At 68.5% G+C, this 17,919-nt stretch carries 15 protein-coding genes; 13 read left to right on the forward strand and 2 right to left on the reverse strand.

The features are described from left to right. Positions 1-64 precede the first annotated feature (64 nt). From DIE02_RS27520 to DIE02_RS27535, 4 genes are all read left to right on the forward strand, one after another. The gene (locus DIE02_RS27520) at positions 65-814 is read left to right on the forward strand and encodes an SDR family NAD(P)-dependent oxidoreductase (RefSeq protein WP_124522757.1); all 750 of its coding nucleotides are present in this window, start codon (positions 65-67) and stop codon (positions 812-814) included. Between the two features lie 74 nt (positions 815-888). Then, positions 889-2,214: an MFS transporter gene (locus DIE02_RS27525; RefSeq protein WP_124522759.1), complete on the forward strand. Its 1,326-nt coding sequence runs from the start codon at positions 889-891 to the stop codon at positions 2,212-2,214. A 50-nt stretch (positions 2,215-2,264) separates the two neighbouring features. Continuing rightward, a complete protein-coding gene (locus tag DIE02_RS27530; protein ID WP_124522761.1) occupies positions 2,265-3,110 on the forward strand; it encodes a transketolase in 846 nt (281 codons plus the stop codon). After that, on the forward strand, positions 3,107-4,105 hold the full coding sequence (locus DIE02_RS27535; RefSeq protein WP_124522762.1) for a transketolase family protein: 999 nt from the start codon (positions 3,107-3,109) through the stop codon (positions 4,103-4,105). Before DIE02_RS27530 ends, DIE02_RS27535 begins: the two co-directional genes overlap by 4 nt. A gap of 160 nt (positions 4,106-4,265) precedes the next feature. Here the strand turns inward: DIE02_RS27535 and DIE02_RS27540 are convergent, their stop codons facing one another. Both DIE02_RS27540 and DIE02_RS27545 read right to left on the reverse strand, forming a co-directional pair. Then, positions 4,266-6,674, reverse strand: a complete 2,409-nt coding sequence (locus tag DIE02_RS27540; protein ID WP_124529851.1) for a hypothetical protein — start codon at positions 6,672-6,674, stop codon at positions 4,266-4,268. Positions 6,675-6,712: 38 nt separating this feature from the next. Beyond that, on the reverse strand, positions 6,713-8,275 hold the full coding sequence (locus DIE02_RS27545) for an anion permease (protein ID WP_260427362.1): 1,563 nt from the start codon (positions 8,273-8,275) through the stop codon (positions 6,713-6,715). A 158-nt stretch (positions 8,276-8,433) separates the two neighbouring features. Here DIE02_RS27545 and DIE02_RS27550 point away from each other — a divergent pair, with 158 nt between their 5' ends. From DIE02_RS27550 to DIE02_RS27595, 9 genes are all read left to right on the forward strand, one after another. Then, entirely contained in the window at positions 8,434-9,174 is a 741-nt protein-coding gene (locus tag DIE02_RS27550) for a GntR family transcriptional regulator (protein WP_124522766.1), read from the forward strand. Positions 9,175-9,358: 184 nt separating this feature from the next. Further along, positions 9,359-10,162, forward strand: a complete 804-nt coding sequence (locus tag DIE02_RS27560; protein WP_124529853.1) for a transporter substrate-binding domain-containing protein — start codon at positions 9,359-9,361, stop codon at positions 10,160-10,162. 4 nt (positions 10,163-10,166) lie between these two features. Next, complete coding sequence (locus tag DIE02_RS27565) at positions 10,167-10,901, forward strand: ABC transporter permease (RefSeq protein WP_124522768.1); 735 nt, start codon at positions 10,167-10,169, stop codon at positions 10,899-10,901. Then, complete coding sequence (locus DIE02_RS27570; protein ID WP_044848614.1) at positions 10,898-11,665, forward strand: ABC transporter permease subunit; 768 nt, start codon at positions 10,898-10,900, stop codon at positions 11,663-11,665. Before DIE02_RS27565 ends, DIE02_RS27570 begins: the two co-directional genes overlap by 4 nt. Before the next feature lie 21 nt (positions 11,666-11,686). Further along, positions 11,687-13,066 (forward strand): LLM class flavin-dependent oxidoreductase, encoded by a 1,380-nt coding sequence (locus DIE02_RS27575; protein WP_124522770.1) that lies wholly within the window; start codon positions 11,687-11,689, stop codon positions 13,064-13,066. 112 nt (positions 13,067-13,178) lie between these two features. Further along, positions 13,179-14,723, forward strand: a complete 1,545-nt coding sequence (locus DIE02_RS27580; protein ID WP_124529855.1) for a sugar ABC transporter ATP-binding protein — start codon at positions 13,179-13,181, stop codon at positions 14,721-14,723. After that, complete coding sequence (locus tag DIE02_RS27585) at positions 14,720-15,775, forward strand: ABC transporter permease (protein WP_124529857.1); 1,056 nt, start codon at positions 14,720-14,722, stop codon at positions 15,773-15,775. The genes DIE02_RS27580 and DIE02_RS27585 overlap by 4 nt, the downstream gene beginning before the upstream one ends. 166 nt (positions 15,776-15,941) lie before the next feature. Then, a complete protein-coding gene (locus DIE02_RS27590) occupies positions 15,942-17,012 on the forward strand; it encodes a substrate-binding domain-containing protein (protein WP_044848611.1) in 1,071 nt (356 codons plus the stop codon). A gap of 60 nt (positions 17,013-17,072) precedes the next feature. Next, positions 17,073-17,603, forward strand: coding sequence for an OsmC family protein (locus DIE02_RS27595; RefSeq protein WP_124529859.1), 531 nt, complete (start codon positions 17,073-17,075; stop codon positions 17,601-17,603). The last annotated feature ends 316 nt before the right edge of the window (positions 17,604-17,919 follow it).

Raw genomic sequence — 17,919 nt, forward strand, 5'->3', positions numbered from 1 at the left:
CCGCGTTGATGCGGGTGTCCGGCGAGCCGACACTCTGCACACACATCAACACAGGAGACGAACGATGTTGCTCGACAACAGGACCATCATCGTGACCGGCGCGGCATCGCCGCGCGGTATCGGCAAGGCCACGGCCCGCACGCTGGCCGCCCAGGGCGCGCGCGTGGCGATTCTCGACCTGCGTCGCGAGGACGCCGAAGCGGCCGCCGCCGAGCTCGGGCCCGACCACCTCGGCCTGGCCTGCGACGTGACCGATCGCGACGCGTGCGTGGCCGCGGCCCGCGCGACGCTGGCGCGTTATGGCCGTATCGACGGCCTCGTGAACAACGCCGGCATCACGCAGCCGGTGCGCACGCTGGACATTTCCGGGCGCGACTTCGATGCGATCGTCGACGTGAACCTGCGCGGCACGCTGTACATGTCGCAGGCGGTGCTGCCGGCGATGAAGGAGCAGCGCGGCGGCAGCATCGTGTGCATGTCGTCGGTGTCCGCGCAGCGCGGCGGCGGCATCTTCGGCGGCCCGCACTACAGCGCCGCGAAGGCCGGCGTGCTCGGCCTCGCGAAGGCGATGGCGCGCGAGTTCGGCGCCGACCGTATCCGCATCAATTCGATCACGCCGGGCCTGATCCAGACCGACATCACCGGCGACAAGCTGACGCCCGACATGCGCGAGGAGATCGTCAAGGGCATTCCGCTCGGCCGCCTCGGCGATGCCGTCGATGTCGCCAATGCGTGCCTGTTCCTGCTGAGCGACCTGTCGAGCTACCTGACGGGCATCACGCTGGACGTCAACGGCGGGATGCTGATTCACTGAGAACGGCGCCGCGACACGCGCGGCGCCGACCATCATGCACCCGGGACAACCCGGGGCCATGGCAGGAGACAAAGATGAGAGCAAAGTACCCCGCCTCGCCGGTTCAGGGCGAGCTGCTGCAACGGGACGACGCGCAGACGTTCGAAGCGGCGACCTATGCGAAGGTCGCGCGACGGCTGATCCCGTTCCTGATGTTGTGCTATCTCGGTGCGTATCTCGACCGGGTCAACGTCGGCTTCGCGAAACTGCAGATGCTCAACGACCTGCGTTTCAGCGAGACCGTGTACGGGATGGGCGCAGGCATTTTCTTTCTCGGCTACTTTCTGTTCGAAGTACCGAGCAACCTGATCCTGCATCGCGTCGGCGCGCGCCGCTGGCTCGCGCGCATCATGCTGACGTGGGCCGTGATTTCCGCGAGCTTCGTGTTCGTGAAGTCGCCCGCCGCGTTCTACGTGCTGCGGTTCCTGCTCGGCGTCGCCGAAGCGGGCTTCGCGCCGGGCGTGATCCTGTACCTCACGTACTGGTTCCCGTCGGCGCGTCGTGCCAAGGCACTGTCGTTGTTCTTCATGGCGATTCCGCTGGCGGGGATCATCGGCGGCCCGCTGTCGGGCGCGATCATGCATTCGCTGCACGGCGCGATGTCGATGGCGGGCTGGAAGTGGCTGTTCCTGCTCGAAGCGTTGCCTTCGTTCGTGCTGGGCTTTGCGATCCTGCTGTATCTCGATGACGGCATTGCCGGCGCGAAATGGCTGACCGATGCCGAAAAAGCCTTGCTGGCGCGCAACGTGTCGGCGGACGCCGAGCACACGACCGCCCACCTGTCGATTCGTGCGTTCGTCGCCGACCGCCGCCTGTGGTTGATGGCCGCGATCTACTTCTGCGTCGTGCTCGGCCAGTACGGCCTCACGTTCTGGCTGCCCACGATCATTCGCAAGGCCGGCGTCGCCGATCCGCTGTGGGTCGGCCTGTTCACCGCGATTCCGTATGCGTGCGCGATCGTCGCGCTGCCGCTGATCGGCATGAGCGCGGATCGCCGCCGCGAGCGCCGCTTCCATCTCGCGGTGCCGATGCTGATCGCGGCGGCGGGCTTCGCGACGTTGCCGATGCTCGGCAGTGTCGGCGCGTCGATCGTGTGCCTGAGCATTGCGTCCGCCGGCATTCTCGCGTCGTCGTCGCAATTCTGGTCGCTGCCCACGGCGCTGCTCGGCGGGATGTCGGCGGCGGCGGGCATCGCCGCGGTCAACTGCTTTGCGAACCTCGCGGGCTTCTTCTCGCCGGCGATCGTCGGCTGGCTGAACGACCTGACCGGCAAGTCCACCGCCGGACTCCTCTTCATCTCCGTCGCGATTACGTTCGGCGCGCTGCTGGTGTTCCTCGTGCCGCGCTCCGTCAATCGCTGATCACCGCCGATTCGACCTGCATGCCTTCCGATCCAATACTGGAGCCAACGATGGATACCGAAACCATTCATGAAGCGGTCACGCTCGCCGAGCGCGCGTACCGCATCCGCAGAAACGCCGTGCTGATGGGCGAAGTCCAGGGGCAGGGTTATGTCGGCCAGGCGCTCGACATCGCCGACGTGCTGGCCGTCGCGTATTTCGGCGCGATGCGCTATCGCCCCGACGATCCCGAGTGGGAAGGGCGCGACCGCTTCCTGCTGTCGAACGGCCACTATGCGATCGCGCTGTACGCGGCGCTGTTCGAAGCCGGCATCCTGCCGGCCGAGGAGCTCGAAACCTACGGCAGCGACGACAGCCGTTTGCCGATGTCGGGGATGGCGAGCTACACGCCCGGCATGGAGATGTCCGGCGGTTCGCTCGGCCAGGGCCTGACGATCGCGGTCGGCCGTTGTCTCGGGCTCAAGCGCAACGGCTCGGACGCGCTCGTCTATACGCTCTTTTCGGATGGCGAGCTCGACGAAGGCGCGATCTGGGAAGGGCTGATGTCGGCCGCGCACTGGAAGCTCGACAACCTGATCGCGATCGTCGACGTGAACAACCAGCAGGCCGATGGCCCGTCGACGCAAGTCATGGCGTTCGAGCCTCTGGTCGACAAGCTCGAAGCATTCGGCTGGTATACGCAGCGAGTCGACGGCAACGATATCGACGCGGTAAAGCGCGCGTTCGACAACGCGCGCCGACATGACAGGCCGCAGCCGCGGATCATCGTCTGCGACACGAAGATGGGGTGCGGCGTGCCGTTCCTCGAAGCACGCGAGAAGAGCCATTTCATCCGCGTCGATGCGCACGAGTGGAAGCTCGCGCTCGACGCACTCGAAGCAGGGAGACACGCATGAGCACCGTCGACAACAAGCCGCGCCTGAAGACTTCCGCGATGATCGCGTCCATCGCGACCGAGGGGCAGGCGACCCGCGCCGCGCCGTTCGGCCATGCGCTCGCGAAGCTCGCGCGCACGAACGGCAACGTGATTGGCATGACGGCCGATCTCGGCAAGTACACCGACCTGCACATTTTCGCGAAGGAATTTCCCGAGCGTTACTACCAGATGGGCATGGCCGAGCAACTGCTGATGGGCGCCGCCGCCGGCTTCGCGCACGAAGGCGCGCAGCCGTTCGTCACGACCTATGCGGTATTCGCGACGCGCCGCGCGTACGACTTCATCCATCAGGCGATCGCCGAGGACAATCTCGACGTGAAGCTGGTGTGTGCATTGCCGGGCCTCACGACCGGTTACGGGCCGAGCCATCAGGCGGCCGAGGATCTGGCGCTGATGCGCGCGATGCCGAACATGACCGTGATCGATCCGTGCGACGCGCTGGACATCGAGCAGATGGTGCCGGCGATCGCCGCGCACCAGGGGCCGGTGTACGCGCGCCTGCTGCGCGGCAACGTGCCGGCCGTGCTCGACGAATACGATTACCGTTTCGAACTCGGCAAGGCGAAGCTGCTGCGCGACGGCAACGACGTGCTGCTGATCTCGTCCGGGATCATGACGATGCGTTCGCTCGAGGTCGCGAAGGCGCTTGAAGCCGACCGCATCGATGCAGCCGTGCTGCACGTCCCGACGATCAAGCCGCTCGATACGGCGACCATCGTTCGGGAGGCGTCGCGCAAGGGGCGCATGGTGATCGTCGCCGAGAACCATACGGTGATCGGCGGACTCGGCGAAGCGGTGGCGACTGCCTTGCTTGCGGCTGGCGTCGCGGCGCCGTTCCGGCAGATCGCGCTGCCGGATGCGTACCTCGCTGCCGGCGCGTTGCCGACGCTGCACGACCGTTACGGGATCTCCGCCGGCGCGATGCGGGCGAATATCAGGACGTGGCTCGGTTGATCGTTTCAAAGCGCCTCTGCCCGCTCGGCGGGGAGTATTCCATCGGCAAGCCGGGCGGGCCGGCTTCAGGGTGGCGCACCGGGCGCCCGGCCATGCGCGGCCATGCGCGGCCGACCCGTCGGCAACGCCGCCGGCACGGCGCTCGGATCGCGCATGCGCGTCACTCGAACGTGATGAACTGGGCAGACGACCACACCTTGCTGTCGTTGCGCTGCCGCCCGAAGAAATAGACGGGGCGGAATCCGAACGACGCATTTTCCGCCGCGACTTCGATGCTGCCCGCGAGATCGACGGGAAGCGTCTGGTCCGTCAACCGTTCGACCGCGACGAACAACTCGGTGCCGCCCAGCGCATGCGTGGCCGTTCCTTGCGCGAGCAGGTCCGCGCCGCTGATCTCGAAGCGGAACGTCGGCGCATGCACGAACGGATTGCGCTGCAGCGGATCGCCGACCTTCGCGAAGCTGTCGATCGTGCCTTCGACCACGATCGTCGCGTCGGCAAGATTGCCGATGTCGAGCTCGATGCTGTCCGCATCACCATAGGTGTCGCTGCGGAATTCGACGTCGGTCGCGCCGGTACGCCATGCCGACTCCTCGACATGCTCGAAGCCGTTCGATCCGAAACGGTGGATCGTGCCGTTGACGACGCGGATCCGGCCGCGCCACGCGGCCCAGCGATAGCGGTCCCGGATGCGGGCGCCGCCCCAGCGCACGCGGATCAGGCGATCCGCGTAGCCGAGTTCCGCATGCAGGTTGCGTTCCCACACCCGTCCTTCGTGATCGTACGCGGCCACGTATTCCCACCCGGACTGGCCGAGCAGCCGGTAGTCGAGCCGCGCCGGCCAGCGATGCGCGAACGCATCGCCTTGCCAGTGATCGCCGCAACGCACGAGCAGCGCACTGTGCTCGCCGGTGGTCGCCCATGTGCGGCGCGCGCGCAGCGCCTCGCCGACGTGCTTGCGATCGAGCACGTCGGCGAGCACACCCGTCAGCCCGCCGTGCACACCGAACACCTGCACGCCGGGCGCGCCACCACCCGGCCGGCCGCGATGTTCGTCGCCGCTGGCCGCGACGCCGAGCCGGTAGCCGCGTGCGATCACGTCCTGGTACAGCCAGCCGAAGTGCCCCCACGACGACGCGATCTCGACCAGCCGTTCGAGCTCGGGATGGTGCCAGTCGGGAATGTAGCGGCGGCCGCCCACGTGCGGCATCACCAGATGCTGCGCGGCAGCGTCGGCATACGCGTCCCACAGTTCCTCGACGGGCCAGCGGCCGAGCTCGACCGCATGACCTTTCATGTCCTCGTTCCAGACCAGCGTACGGTTGTGTTCGCCGCGCGCGTTGTACGGAAAATCCGGCCGCGCATCGCCGAGGAACACCACGTTATGGTCGCCGCCCGCGGTCGAGCTGCCGCACCATTCCTGCACCGGGTACACGACGAAGCGGCCCGGCTCGTTGAAGCGTTCGACCGCGTCGACGCCGAGCTGCCAGTTCTCGTCGGTGATCTGGAAATCGTTCGCGGTATAGCCGAGCACGTCGATGCCGCCGATGTCGCGTGCGTAGCGTGCGTTGTACTCGGGGCTGTTGGTGCCGACCGTGTCGTGCGCATGCACATGGAGATCCGCATACAGCGCGCGCGATACCGGCAACGACGCGTCGAGCGTCAGCCACGCTTCGGCCGCACGCACGTCCGGCCGCGCGGGCACGTCGGCCACGATGCGCAGCGTGCCGGCGTCGACCGGCAGGTCGTCGACCGCGCAACTCGCGAATCCCGCCTCGGGCAGCGCATGTTCGCGCCGGTAGACGGCTTCGCCTTGCGCGTCATATGCAACGACGCGCGCGGTGCCCCCGACGTCGCGGCACGCATTGCCCCAGCGATCCTGCAGCGACAGCCGGAATGGCGCGCGGGTGCCCGGCCGCACGAAGCGCGGGCCGTTCAGCAGCACGTCGGACGGCGCGCCGGCGCGGATGTCGATCGAGACGTCGCCGGGCACCGCGACGAAACGCGACGTGCCCAACGGATCGACGTAGAGCCGGAACCGGAAGTTGTCCTCGGCGAAGGTCTGCACGCGCGTGCCGGGGCCGCGACGGCGATCGCCGAGACGGATCACGATCCGGTCGCCGGCGTTCACGTAGCCGTCGACGACGTCGACGATCACCGCCTTCTGGAACGGCCGCTCGTGCCCCTTCTGGTCGAAGCGCACGTTCAGCGCCTGCACGGTGGCCGGGCTCTGCCCCGGCACGAGCGGCGCCGCATGGTATTCGGCGCTGATGTAGTTCGCCGCGGCCGGGTCGCTCGTCTGGAACAGCGCCCAGTCGGAATAGAACTTGAAGGTGGCCTTCAGCCAGCCGCCGTCGGCGATACCGGACGAGCCGACCTCGTAGTCGAGCACGATCTCGCTCCACTCGCCGGCTTCGAGGCGCGTGACGTTGCAATGCACGCGCCCGGCGAACGGCAGGCGCTTGTGGCGTTCGTACAGGCCCGCGGGTGCGACGTGCGGGCCCAGGCGGTCGCGCAGCGCGGCGGCGCGGGCTGCGACGGAATCGGGAGCGTCCGTGGATTCGTTCATGAGGGATGCAACATGATGTCGTTGGAAAGCGGCGCGCTTCAATGCGCGAACGGCCAGGGCGCGCTCGCGTCCCAGACGGGGATGCCCATGTACGCGTACCACGGCGCGATCACGCAGAGGCCATAGACGATCGCGATCAGCACCGATACCGCGCCGACCTTCGCGTAGTCGGCCGTCGAGAACGCGCCGCTGCTGTACGCGATGACGCCGGCGGTGATCTGCGTGGGCAGCAGATAGGCGAAGCTGTCGGTATCGCTGACGAGCATCGTGAACGCGACCGGATGCAGCCCGAGGCGCGGCGCCAGCGCGAGCGCGATCGGCGCGATCATCGTGACGGCCGCGACGTTGGACAGCATGCCGATGCGGATCACGTGCGTGCCGAGCATCACGATCGCGATCGCGAGCCACCAGCCGTGCCCGCGCGCGGCGACGTAGATGTGATCGGCGGCCCAGTTCGCGAGCCCGGACGCACTGATCGCCGACGACAGCGACAGCGCACCGGCCAGCAGGAACAGCGTGCCCCAGATCGTCCGCTGCTCGACCTCGGCCCAGCCGAAGCGCAGCACGCCGGGTGCGAACAACAGCGCCAGCGCGATCAGCGCGACGATTTCCGACGGCAGGTGATGGAGCGGCTCGGTCGCCCACAGCACGGCGACGGCCGCGAACAGCGCGAGCACGGCCCAGTCGTTGCGGGCGGCGGGCGGTTGCGTACGGCGCATCGCCGCGATCGCGCCGGGGCCGCCGGGAAGCGCGACGGCGCGCGAGCGGAAATGGAACTGCACCCAGCCCTGCGTGATCGCGAACATCCCGAGATACGGCCACTGCAGCTTCAGCCACGTCAGGTAGGAGATCCGGATGCCGAGCTGCTTCTCGAGCAGGCCGGACACGACCATGTTCGGCAGATGCGCGGTGAGGATGCACATGCCGCTGATCATCGCGCCGTACACGAGCGTCTGGATCACGATCGCCTTGCGCGCGGCGCGTTCACGCGGCGATTCGCCGAACAGCCGGACGATGCCGTTGGTGACCGGCAGCAGCGTGGCGGCGCGTGCGTTCGCGGCCGGCACGACGAGCGCCATCACGCAGTTCACGGCGAACATCGCCCAGATCACGCCGTTGGCCGTGCGCACCTTCAGGCGATCGAGCAGCAGCAGGGCGATGCGCCGGTCGAGCCCGCTCGCCTGCATGATCGCGGAGAACAGGAACGCGGCGAGGCACAGGAACACGACGGGCGCGGCGAAGCCGCTGGCCGCCTTCGGAAACGACGGGCTCGCATGCGACAGCACGAGCAGCATCGGCAGCAGGATGCCGCTCACGCCGACGGGAATCGCCTCGGTGATCCAGACGATCGCGACCCACGCGACGACCGCGAGCGTCGCCCGGCCCTCGGCGGAAAGATGCGCGGGCGCGGGCAACCACCAGGCGATCGCGAAGAACGCCAGCCACGCGGCGGCAAAACCGATCGCGGCACGCCGCTGCGCGCCGCGCGATCGTCCCGCCGCGTGCGGATCGGTGCGTGGCGCCGTGGCCGCTTCGGCCCGTGTCGGCCGGCTGCCCTGCACGCCATCGAGCGGCGGCGTGCCGATTGCGTTTTCAGTCACTGGTATGCTCCCCGGGGCATCGGGACCCCGAATCGCGGCCCCGACCGTCTGTCGAGATGTAATAATACGTATTAATACAAGTTGAGCATTCCAATTGCTTTTCATATCGATATCGGGAAACGCGCATAGCGCGAACCCAGCACGACGAGGAAGGATCGATGACGCTGGTGCGTGACGACACGACATCGCTTTACGAGCAGCTTGCGACGACGCTGCGCGACGAGATCGAGCGCGGTGTGTACGAGCCGACCGGCAAGCTGCCGTCCGAGGCGCAGTTGAGCGAGCGTTTTCAGGTGAGCCGCGTGACCGTCAGGCTCGCGCTCGATCGGCTGAGCGACGCGCGCATCGTCGAGCGCAAGCAGGGAAAAGGGACGTTCGCCGCGAAGCAGCGGCTGCGGCATCGACTCGATGTGCTGCGCGGGCTGCACGATTCGATCGCCGCGCAGGGCGCGCGGGCGCGGATGGAATTGCTGCGCATGGAAGCGTGCGACGTGCCGCCGGGCTTGCGGCACGCATTTGCCGCCGACGTCACGCGCTGCATCTATCTCGAACGCCTGCACTGGGTCGACGACGAACCCGTCGCGCTCGCGCAGACCTGCCTGCTGCCCGACGCCGGCGCCGTCACGTTCGAGCAGGCCGAGCGCATGTCGACCTACGAGGTGCTGGAGAGCCTGCTCGGCTGGCGCATCACGGATGCCGACATGTCGGTGACGGCCATGGCCGCGCCGGACGATATCGCGGCCCGGCTCAACGCCGACAAGCACGCGCCGCTGCTCGTGCTGCGGCGCACGTCGCGCCTCGCGGACGGCCGCACGTGCGAATCCACGGTGTTTCACATTCGGCCGGAACGGTTCGACCTCGTCGTGCGCAGTGGCGTGGAGGCGAAATTCGTCGGCTGAGCCCGCAATGGCGACGGCAGCGCACACGATCTGAAATTCCTGGCACAGCGTCGATCGGTATATCGCGCGATCAGATATCCATCGAAAAAATAACCATTTGGTACACGCTTGCGCGCGCATTACAGTCTGGCCTCCTGCCGGCTGCGACGCCGGTCGTTTCGACGTTATTTCAGAAATGCGCCACATGAATCGTTTGATGCGTTCCAGGGTCCGCCGTGCCGCGGCCGCGCTGTTCGTACTCGGCCTCGTGCCGGCTTCCCATGCAGCCCAGCCGACGTTGCGCGTCGGCATCGACGCCGAGTCGTATCCGCCGTTCTTCTCGAAGGACGCGGCCGGCAAGTGGAAGGGCTGGGAAATCGACCTGCTCGATGCCACGTGCGGCAAACTGAACGTGCGCTGCGAGCTCACCGACATTGCGTGGGACGGCCTGATTCCGGCGTTGCAGAACCGCAAGATCGACGTGATCTGGTCGTCGATGACGATTACCGGCGAACGGCAGAAGGCGATCGATTTCAGCCGTGCCTATTACGAGTCGCCGACGGTGTTCGTCGGCGCGAAGAGCGACCGGCGCCGTGTCGATTGCGCGGTGCCCGCGAGCTTCAAGGGCCGCGTGATCGGCGTCGAGGCCGGCACGAACTTCTCGGCGTTCCTCGACTCCCGCTTCAAGCCGGACGCGCAGATCAAGGCCTTCGACAAGTTCGACAACGCGCTCGCGGATCTGGTGTCCGGCCGGGTCGACTACGTGCAGGAAGGCAAGGGGCTGTTTACGGCATTCCTCGCGTCGCGCGACGGCAAGGACTTCGAGGTCAAGGCGACCTGCGCGGACAATCCGGTGCTGGGCCTCGGCATCGGCGCGGGCGTGCGCCAGGGCGATGCGCTGCGCGGCAAGCTGTCGACCGCGATCGCGCAACTGCAGCAGGACGGCACGTGGGATGCGATCACCGCCCGCTATCCGAACCTGAAGGGCACGATCGAGAAGGGCCGCTGACCCGATGGCCGCGGACGATTCGCTGCTCGCGTTGCTCGCATTCGGCGACGGCGGCTATGGCCGCGTGTTCGCGGGCGCGTTCGCGCTGACGTTCGGCGTCGCGGCAGCGTCGTTCGGCACCGGCGTGCTGCTCGGCATCGCCGGCGCGCTCGGCAAGCTGTCGCGCCACGCGCCGCTCGCGTGGCTCGCGCGGCTCTACACGACGCTGGTGCGCGCGCTGCCCGAGCTGTTGTGCCTGCTGCTCGCGTTCTATGCGCTCGCGCCCGCCGTCGAGGCCGCGCTGCACCGCGGCGGCCTCGCGCCCGACGACTTCGCGTTCCCGCCGTTCCTCGTCGCGGCGCTGTCGCTCGGGTTCATCCAGGGTGCGTATCTGACCGACATCTTCCGCGCGGCGCTCGTCAACGTGCCGGCCGGGCAGATCGAAGCCGCGCACGCGTACGGGATGACGCCGTGGCAGACGTTCGCGCGCATCCGGCTTCCGGCCGCCGCGCGGCTCGCGTTGCCGGGCACGGGTAACGTGTGGCTCAACGCGACCAAGGATGCGTCGTTCATCAGCGTGCTCGGCTCGTTCACGGATCTGCTGAAAGCGAGCCAGCTCGCGGCCGGCGCGACACGCCACTACGTATTCTTCTATCTCGTCACGGCCGCGTTGTTCCTGTTGCTGAGCATCGCGTCGACGGGACTCTTCGCGGCGCTCGAGCGCCACGCGAACCGTGGCACGAGGCGCGCGACCGCATGATCTTCTCGCTGCCATTCCTGCTCGACACGGTGATGCCGAAGCTGCTCGCCGCGGTGCCGACGACGCTCGCGCTGACGCTCGTGTCGGGCGCGGCCAGCGTGCTGCTGGGCGTGCCGCTCGCGCTCGCCGCCGGCGCGCGCCATGCGCCGCTGCGCTGGTCCGCGCGCGGCTGGCTCATGCTGATTCGCGGCACGCCGCTGCTCGTCCAGCTCTATTTGCTTTACTACGGATTCGGGCAGATCGTGCCGCGCGAATGGATGCGCGACAGCTGGGCGTCGCCGCTGCTGCGCGACGCGTTCTGGTACGCGATCGTCGCGTTGAGCGTGAACGAGAGCGCGTATGTCGCGACGATCCTGCGCGGCGCGATCGCCGGCGTGCCGGCCGGCGAGATCGAAGCCGGGCACGCGTACGGCATGACGCGCGTGCAGGTGCTGCGCCGCATCGTCGGCCCGCGCGCGTGGCGGCTCGCGCTGCCCGCGCTCACCGGCGAGGCGATCCTGCTGCTGAAATCGACCGTCCTCGCGTCGACCGTGACGGTGTTCGACGTGATGGGAACGGCCAATACGCTGCGCTTCGAGACGTTGCGCGTGTACGAGCCGCTGGTCGGCGCGGCTGTCGTCTATGTCGTGCTGGTCGCGCTGCTCACCATTCCGGCCGCTCGTCTCGAGAGGCATGTCAATCGCCACCTGACGCGCACCCCCGACGCTCGCGTCCCCGTACGCCGCCGCCGCGCGTCGCCGGACGCGTGGGCGGCCCCCAACTGATTCCTGGTAACGAACCTGACGATGTCCGATCCTCGCCCCTTGCTGTTTTCCCTGTATGAACAAGCCAGCGTCGGCTGCGGCGGCGCGCCGAGCCTGTGGACCCATCCCGCCGACGAACGGCTGCGCGCGAATACGCTCCCGTTCTGGTCGAACCTCGCGCGCACGGCCGAGCAGGCCGATCTCGACATGCTGTTCTTCGCGGACGTGCTCGGCCTGTACGACGTCTATGGCGGATCGGCCGACGCAGCGGTCCAGTGGGCGGTCGAGGCGCCCGCGAACGACCCGATGATGCTGATTCCGGCGCTCGTCGCGCAGACCGAGCGACTCGCGTTCGGCGTGACGGCGAGCACGACGTACGAGCACCCGTTCGCGCTCGCGCGCCGCTTCAGCACGCTCGATCACCTGAGCAACGGCCGGATCGGCTGGAACATCGTGACGTCCTACCTGACGAGCGCGGCGCGCAACTTCGGGCTCGACCGGATGATCGGCCACGACGAACGCTACGCGCGCGCGGAGGAGTTCCTCGACGTCGTGTACAAGCTGTGGGAAGGGAGCTGGGCGGACGATGCGGTGGTCGCCGACAAGCAAGCGCCGCGCTATGCGCGCGGCGACCGCGTGCGGCCGATCGCGCACGAAGGCACGCACTACCGCGTGCAGGGGCCGCACGTCTGCGCGCCGTCGCCGCAGCGCTCGCCCGTGCTGATCCAGGCCGGCTGGTCCGGGCGCGGGCGCGAGTTCGCGGCGAAGCACGCGGAGGTGGTGTTCGTCGCGAAGTCGAATCCGCACGAGATTCGTGCGGGCCTCGACGAGATTCGCCGGCTTGCGACGGAGCGCGGCCGCGCGGCGGACGACGTGAAGTCGCTGACCGTGCTGCGGATCGTGACCGCGCGCTCGTCGAGCGATGCGAAGGAGAAATACCACACGCTGCAGCAGCACTATCACCAGCACGCGCAACTCGTCAGCTATGCGGGCGACACCGGCATCGACATCGACCGCTATGCGGACGACGAACCGCTGACGACGCACACGGAAGGGCTCACGTCCTACGTGGTGCGGCCCGACGGCAGCGGCAAGCCGCTCACCGCCGGCGACGTGCGGCGCAAGTTCGCGAGCGTCACGCGCGGCACCGACCTGATCCTCGTCGGCTCGCCCGACGAGGTCGCCGATCAGCTCGCCGAGCATGCGCGCCAGTCGACGACGAGCGGCTACATGCTCAATCCGCTGATCAGCCCGGGCACGCTCGACGATTTCGCCGAGCTGATCGTGCCGGAACTGAAAAAGCGCGGCCTGTACCGCACGACGGCGCCGGCCGGCACCTTCCGCTCGCGGCTGAGCGGCCGCGACCGCCTGCCGGACACCGCGCACGGCGCGTCGTTCCGGCAATCCGCCATCCGCATCTGACGGACGGTGACGCGCCGGTCGATACGGAACGACTATCAGGGGAGGGGCGTGACGTGAACCACGACGTGCTGTTCCGGCTGCAACCGCGCCGTGCCCGACAGGGGAGGCCGGCATGACTACGACGGCGAACGAGGTTGCCGGCGCGATGCACGCAGGTCGATCGGCGTCGTCGCCCGTCCTGAGCGCCGCCGGCATCGCGAAGCGTTTCGACGCGACCGTCGCGCTGTCGGCGTTGAACCTGACGATCGACGCGGGCGAAGTGGTCGCGCTGATGGGCGCGAACGGCGCGGGCAAGTCGACCTTCGTCAAGATCCTGAGCGGCGTGCTGCGGCCGGACGGCGGCACGCTGACACTGCGCGGCCAACCGTACCGGCCGGCGTCGCCGCACGCGGCCAAGCGGCTCAGTGTCGCGACCGTGCACCAGTCGGTCGCCGACGCGGTCGTGCCGACGCTGTCGATCGCCGACAACCTGCTGCTCGACCGGCTGTGCGATCGGGCGTCGCCGTGGCGCGCGACGCCGGCCGCGCGGCGTGTCGCGGCGCGACCGCTCGCCGCGCGGGTCGGGCTCGACGTCGACCTGGCCGCGCCGCTCGCGTCGCTGTCGCTGGCGGACCAGCAACGCGTGACGCTGGCGCGCGCGCTCGGCGCTCAGCCGTCGCTGCTGATACTCGACGAGCCGACCGCCAGCCTGTCCGCACCGGAGGCCGAGCGGCTCTTCGCGCTGCTGGACGCGCTGCGCCGCGATGGCGTGGCAATCCTGCTGGTGTCGCATCGGCTCGGCGATTTGCGGCGCATGGCCGATCGCGTGGCGATCGTCCGCGACGGCCGCATCGTCGCGGATCTGCCCGCGCCCGTCGATCTGGATGCGGCGGTGCAGACGATGATCGGGCGGCCGTTGCCGAACACGCGTGAGCCGGTGCCGGCCCGCGCCGCGCCGCGCGAACCGGACGCGGCATTCAGCATGCGGCGCATCCGGCTGACGCCGGCCAGTACGCCGTTCGACCTCGAGGTGCGGCGCGGCGAGATCGTCGCGATCGCGGGGCCGGTGGGCGGCGGCAAGTCGCGCCTCGCCAATACGATCTTCGGCGCCGCGCGCGCGGTGGCCGGCGACATGACGCTCGACGGGCGGCCGTGGCGGCCGCGTTCGCCGGCGGATGCGATTCGCGCCGGCGTCTTCCTGGCCGGCGAGGACCGCTGGCGCACGTCGCTGTTTCCCGACAGCGTGCCGTTCGCATCGATCGCGGGCACGATCGGCTTTCCGTTTCTGGCGCGCTGGTTCGCGCGCGGCCCGGTGGGCAGGGCGCGCGAACGCGCGGCCGCCGCGGCGGCGATCGCGCGGTTCGGCATCCGCTGCACCGGCCCGGACGATCGCGTGGCTCACCTGTCCGGCGGCAACCAGCAGAAAGTCGTGCTCGCACGCTGGCATGCCGAACCGGCGCGGCTGTTGCTGCTCGACGAACCGTTTCAGGGCATCGATGCCGGCGCGCGGGCCGATATCGTCGATACGCTGCGGCGTCATGCGCAGGCGCGCGCGACGATCGTGTTCGTCAGCGATCTCGAGGAAGCTGCCGAGATCGCGGATCGTATCGTGCGGTTCGATCGCGCGACGCTCGATGACCCGCCTCCGACGTCCTCCACCTTGCGTGACTGCTCATGAAAACCGTGACTTCTTCCGCCGGGCACGATGCCGCGCCCGTCGAACGACCGCGCGCCGCGGCGGCCCGCGTCCGCGACGCACTCGAGCGCACGGGCATCCTGCTCGTGCTGACCCTGCTGGTGATCGGGTTTGCGCTCAGGGAGCCCGCGTTCCTGAACGTCGACAATCTGTTCAGCATCCTGCAGTCGGTGTCGATCGTCGCGTTGCTCGGCATCGGCGTGACGATCACGCTCGCGGCCGGCGGTTTCGACCTGTCGGTCGGCAGCGTGGCCGCGACCGCGCAGATGGCCGCCAGCTATGTGCTGGTCGTGTGGCACGGCGGCACGCTGGCGGCGGTGATCGCCTGCGTGACGCTCGGCGTGGCCGCCGGGCTGTTCAACGGCGTGCTGATTACGCGCCTGCGCGTGCCCGACCAGCTCGCGACGCTCGGCACCTTGTTCCTGATGGCCGGCCTGCAATTGATTCCGACCGGCGGCCGTTCGCTCGCGACCGGCTCGGTGCTGCCCGACGGCACGGACGCGACCGGTGTGTTCCCCGACGCCTTTCTCGCGCTCGGCCGGCTGCGCGTGTTCGACGTGGTGCCGCTGCCGGTGCTGCTGCTCGCAGCTGTCACGGCACTGGCCTGTGTCGCGATGGAGGCCACACGATGGGGCCGCGTGATCTACGCGATCGGCGGCAACGAAACGGCCGCGCGGCTCGCCGGCGCGCCCGCCGCGCGCTACCGGGTCGCCGCGTACGTCGTATCGGGGGCGATCGCGTCGCTGGGCGGCGTATTGATCGCCGCGCGGGTCGGTCGCGGCGACGTGAGCGCGGGCCACTCGCTGCTGCTCGACGCGGTGGCCGCCGCGCTGATCGGTCATGCGGTATGGGGCGCGAAGCGGCCCAACGTGTTCGGTACCGTCGTCGGCGCGGTATTCGTCGGCGTGCTGCTCAACGGGCTGACGATGCTGAACGCACCGTACTACATGCAGGATTTCATCAAGGGCGCGCTGCTCGTGCTCGCGCTGGCGTTTACGTTCGGCATCGGGCGTCGCACGGATGCGCGAGCGTGATGCGCATGCCGCGATGCGCCGCAGCGGCTCGCTTTGATCGGCCGGCTCACCGAATCGGAACGGTTTGTCATCCTAAGTCATATCTATTTCCGAATCGCTCGGTTTGAGTTCGCGTGCGGCGCTGATAGATTGGGCCGATATCGTCCTATCTGGAGACAGGCCCGCCATGCGCTCGTTGCTTCGCCGGAAATCGCGCGTCGATCTGAAGATCGGTGCATGCATGCTGTGGTTCGCGACTGCGCTGGGCGTGCCCGCCGCGCAGGCCGGTCCGCTCAAGGGCGCGCCCGCGCCGTTCGACAAGGGCGGCGTGAAGATCGCGCTGGTCAACTATCTGTCGACCGGCGACTTCTTCCAGGCCTACGAGGCCGGTGCGCAGAAGCAGGCGCGTGCGCTCGGCGTCGATCTGCGCATCTACGAGGGCCGGCAGGATGCGGCCGAGCAGCGCGAGCAGATCCAGCAGGCGATCAGCGTCGGCGTGTCCGCGATCATCGTCAATCACGGCCTGCCGGAATCGCTGAAGGACGTCGTGCAGCGTGCGCTGGACAAAGGCATCAAGGTCGTCGCGTTCGACGTCGACCTCGGCAACCCGAAGGTGCCGCAGATCGAGCAGAACGATCGCGACCTCGCGAACCTGCTGCTCGGGCAGGCCGTCAAGGACAACGGCGACGCGTTCTCGGCCGGGTACGTCTACGTCGCCGGTTTTGCGCCGCTCGACCGGCGCGATGCCGCGTGGCGCGACTTCAAGCGCGCGCACCCGAAGGTGCGGGAGAAGGCGCGCTGGGGCACCGTCGATAATCCGATCGCGCAGTCCGTCGCGAATCAGGCGGCCGCCGCGTATCGCGCGAATCCGGATATCCGTGTCGTCTTTGCGCCTTACGACGAGTTCGCGCGCGGCGCGAAGCTCGCCGCGGACGAAGCGAAGCTGGCGTCGAAGATCCGCATCTACAGTGCCGACATCTCGACGGCCGACATCGAGGCGATCCGCGCGCCGAACAGCGCGTGGGTCGCGACGGCCGCGACCAATCCCGCGGTCGTCGGCGCCGTGTCGGTGCGCGCGGCGGCACTGCTGGTGGCCGGCCAGGATCCGGGCGCGCGCATCGCGGTCAAGCCGACGCTGATCACGCGCGACGATCTCGTGAAAAACGACATTCGCACCGTGGCCGAACTCGGCGCGAAGTTTCCTGCGTTCCGCGCAAGCGACGCGGCGACCGCCGCATGGATTCCGGCGGCCGACTGATCGCCTCGGCACGCGGCGAATCGATCCGTCGCCCGCGTGCAGCCTACCCCTGACTCGACCATGACGACACTCAACGACTATCTCGCACAAAAACGCGATGCGTGGCACGCGAAGCAGCAGGCAGCCCGCAACGATCCCGATTTCAAGGCGACGCCGCTGAAGGCGACCGTGCGCGCGCTCGGTCGCAGCGGCGTGCGCGAGATCCGGATTCGCGACTTCCAGGTGATCAGCGACAGTCCGCCCGACTTCGCGGGCTACAACCTCGGGCCCGCGTCGCCGGAGCTGCAGCTTGGCGTGCTCGGCAGTTGCCTCACGCATATCACGTTGATCCAGGCGGCCGAGCGCGGCCTGAAGATCGACTCGATCGCGGTCGAGGTCACCGGCGACCAGCATCCGCTCGCACAGCAGCCGGGGTTCGAGCATGTCCCGGTATTCCCGCACAACATCCGCTATGCGCTCGACATCGTGTCACCCGAGCCGTCCGAGGCCATCCGCGCGCTGCATCAGGCGGTCGAGGCGGTCTGCCCGATCTTCAACCTGCTGAGGCTGCCGCAGGAGATCGACGGCGAATTGCGGCATACGCAGGGTTGACGCGCGGGAGCGGCGATGCGTCTGCGGGCCATTCCTGCTGTTTGATTTGCCTTCAGCATGAAGCAAGAAATCTGGCCCGATTTTTAACGTCCATTGGGTGTTCGGGCGGGACACCGCAGATCCTGGGTTGGAGGACGGGGGCGGCAAGCCTTGCGGGCATTGGCTCACGGGACGGGCACGATCCAAACTTAAACGATTTGTGACCCCTTTCCGCCGCAAAATTTTGCACAATGGCGGCAGCGCGGCATTGCGCCGCGATTCGCCCCGGGCAGGCCGGCTTGCCGGACCTGGCCGGCCAGACCCGCCGTTCGAGACC

Origin of the sequence: Burkholderia sp. Bp8991 (genome assembly GCF_003853795.1) — a bacterium.
Classification (GTDB): domain Bacteria; phylum Pseudomonadota; class Gammaproteobacteria; order Burkholderiales; family Burkholderiaceae; genus Burkholderia.

Coding starts and splice junctions, on each gene's coding strand:
- DIE02_RS27520 (WP_124522757.1), top strand. CDS start 65: ATGTTGCTCGACAACAGGACCATCATCGTGACCGGCGCGGCATCGCCG.
- DIE02_RS27525 (WP_124522759.1), top strand. CDS start 889: ATGAGAGCAAAGTACCCCGCCTCGCCGGTTCAGGGCGAGCTGCTGCAA.
- DIE02_RS27530 (WP_124522761.1), top strand. CDS start 2,265: ATGGATACCGAAACCATTCATGAAGCGGTCACGCTCGCCGAGCGCGCG.
- DIE02_RS27535 (WP_124522762.1), top strand. CDS start 3,107: ATGAGCACCGTCGACAACAAGCCGCGCCTGAAGACTTCCGCGATGATC.
- DIE02_RS27540 (WP_124529851.1), bottom strand. CDS start 6,674: ATGAACGAATCCACGGACGCTCCCGATTCCGTCGCAGCCCGCGCCGCC.
- DIE02_RS27550 (WP_124522766.1), top strand. CDS start 8,434: ATGACGCTGGTGCGTGACGACACGACATCGCTTTACGAGCAGCTTGCG.
- DIE02_RS27560 (WP_124529853.1), top strand. CDS start 9,359: ATGAATCGTTTGATGCGTTCCAGGGTCCGCCGTGCCGCGGCCGCGCTG.
- DIE02_RS27565 (WP_124522768.1), top strand. CDS start 10,167: ATGGCCGCGGACGATTCGCTGCTCGCGTTGCTCGCATTCGGCGACGGC.
- DIE02_RS27570 (WP_044848614.1), top strand. CDS start 10,898: ATGATCTTCTCGCTGCCATTCCTGCTCGACACGGTGATGCCGAAGCTG.
- DIE02_RS27575 (WP_124522770.1), top strand. CDS start 11,687: ATGTCCGATCCTCGCCCCTTGCTGTTTTCCCTGTATGAACAAGCCAGC.
- DIE02_RS27580 (WP_124529855.1), top strand. CDS start 13,179: ATGACTACGACGGCGAACGAGGTTGCCGGCGCGATGCACGCAGGTCGA.
- DIE02_RS27585 (WP_124529857.1), top strand. CDS start 14,720: ATGAAAACCGTGACTTCTTCCGCCGGGCACGATGCCGCGCCCGTCGAA.
- DIE02_RS27590 (WP_044848611.1), top strand. CDS start 15,942: ATGCGCTCGTTGCTTCGCCGGAAATCGCGCGTCGATCTGAAGATCGGT.
- DIE02_RS27595 (WP_124529859.1), top strand. CDS start 17,073: ATGACGACACTCAACGACTATCTCGCACAAAAACGCGATGCGTGGCAC.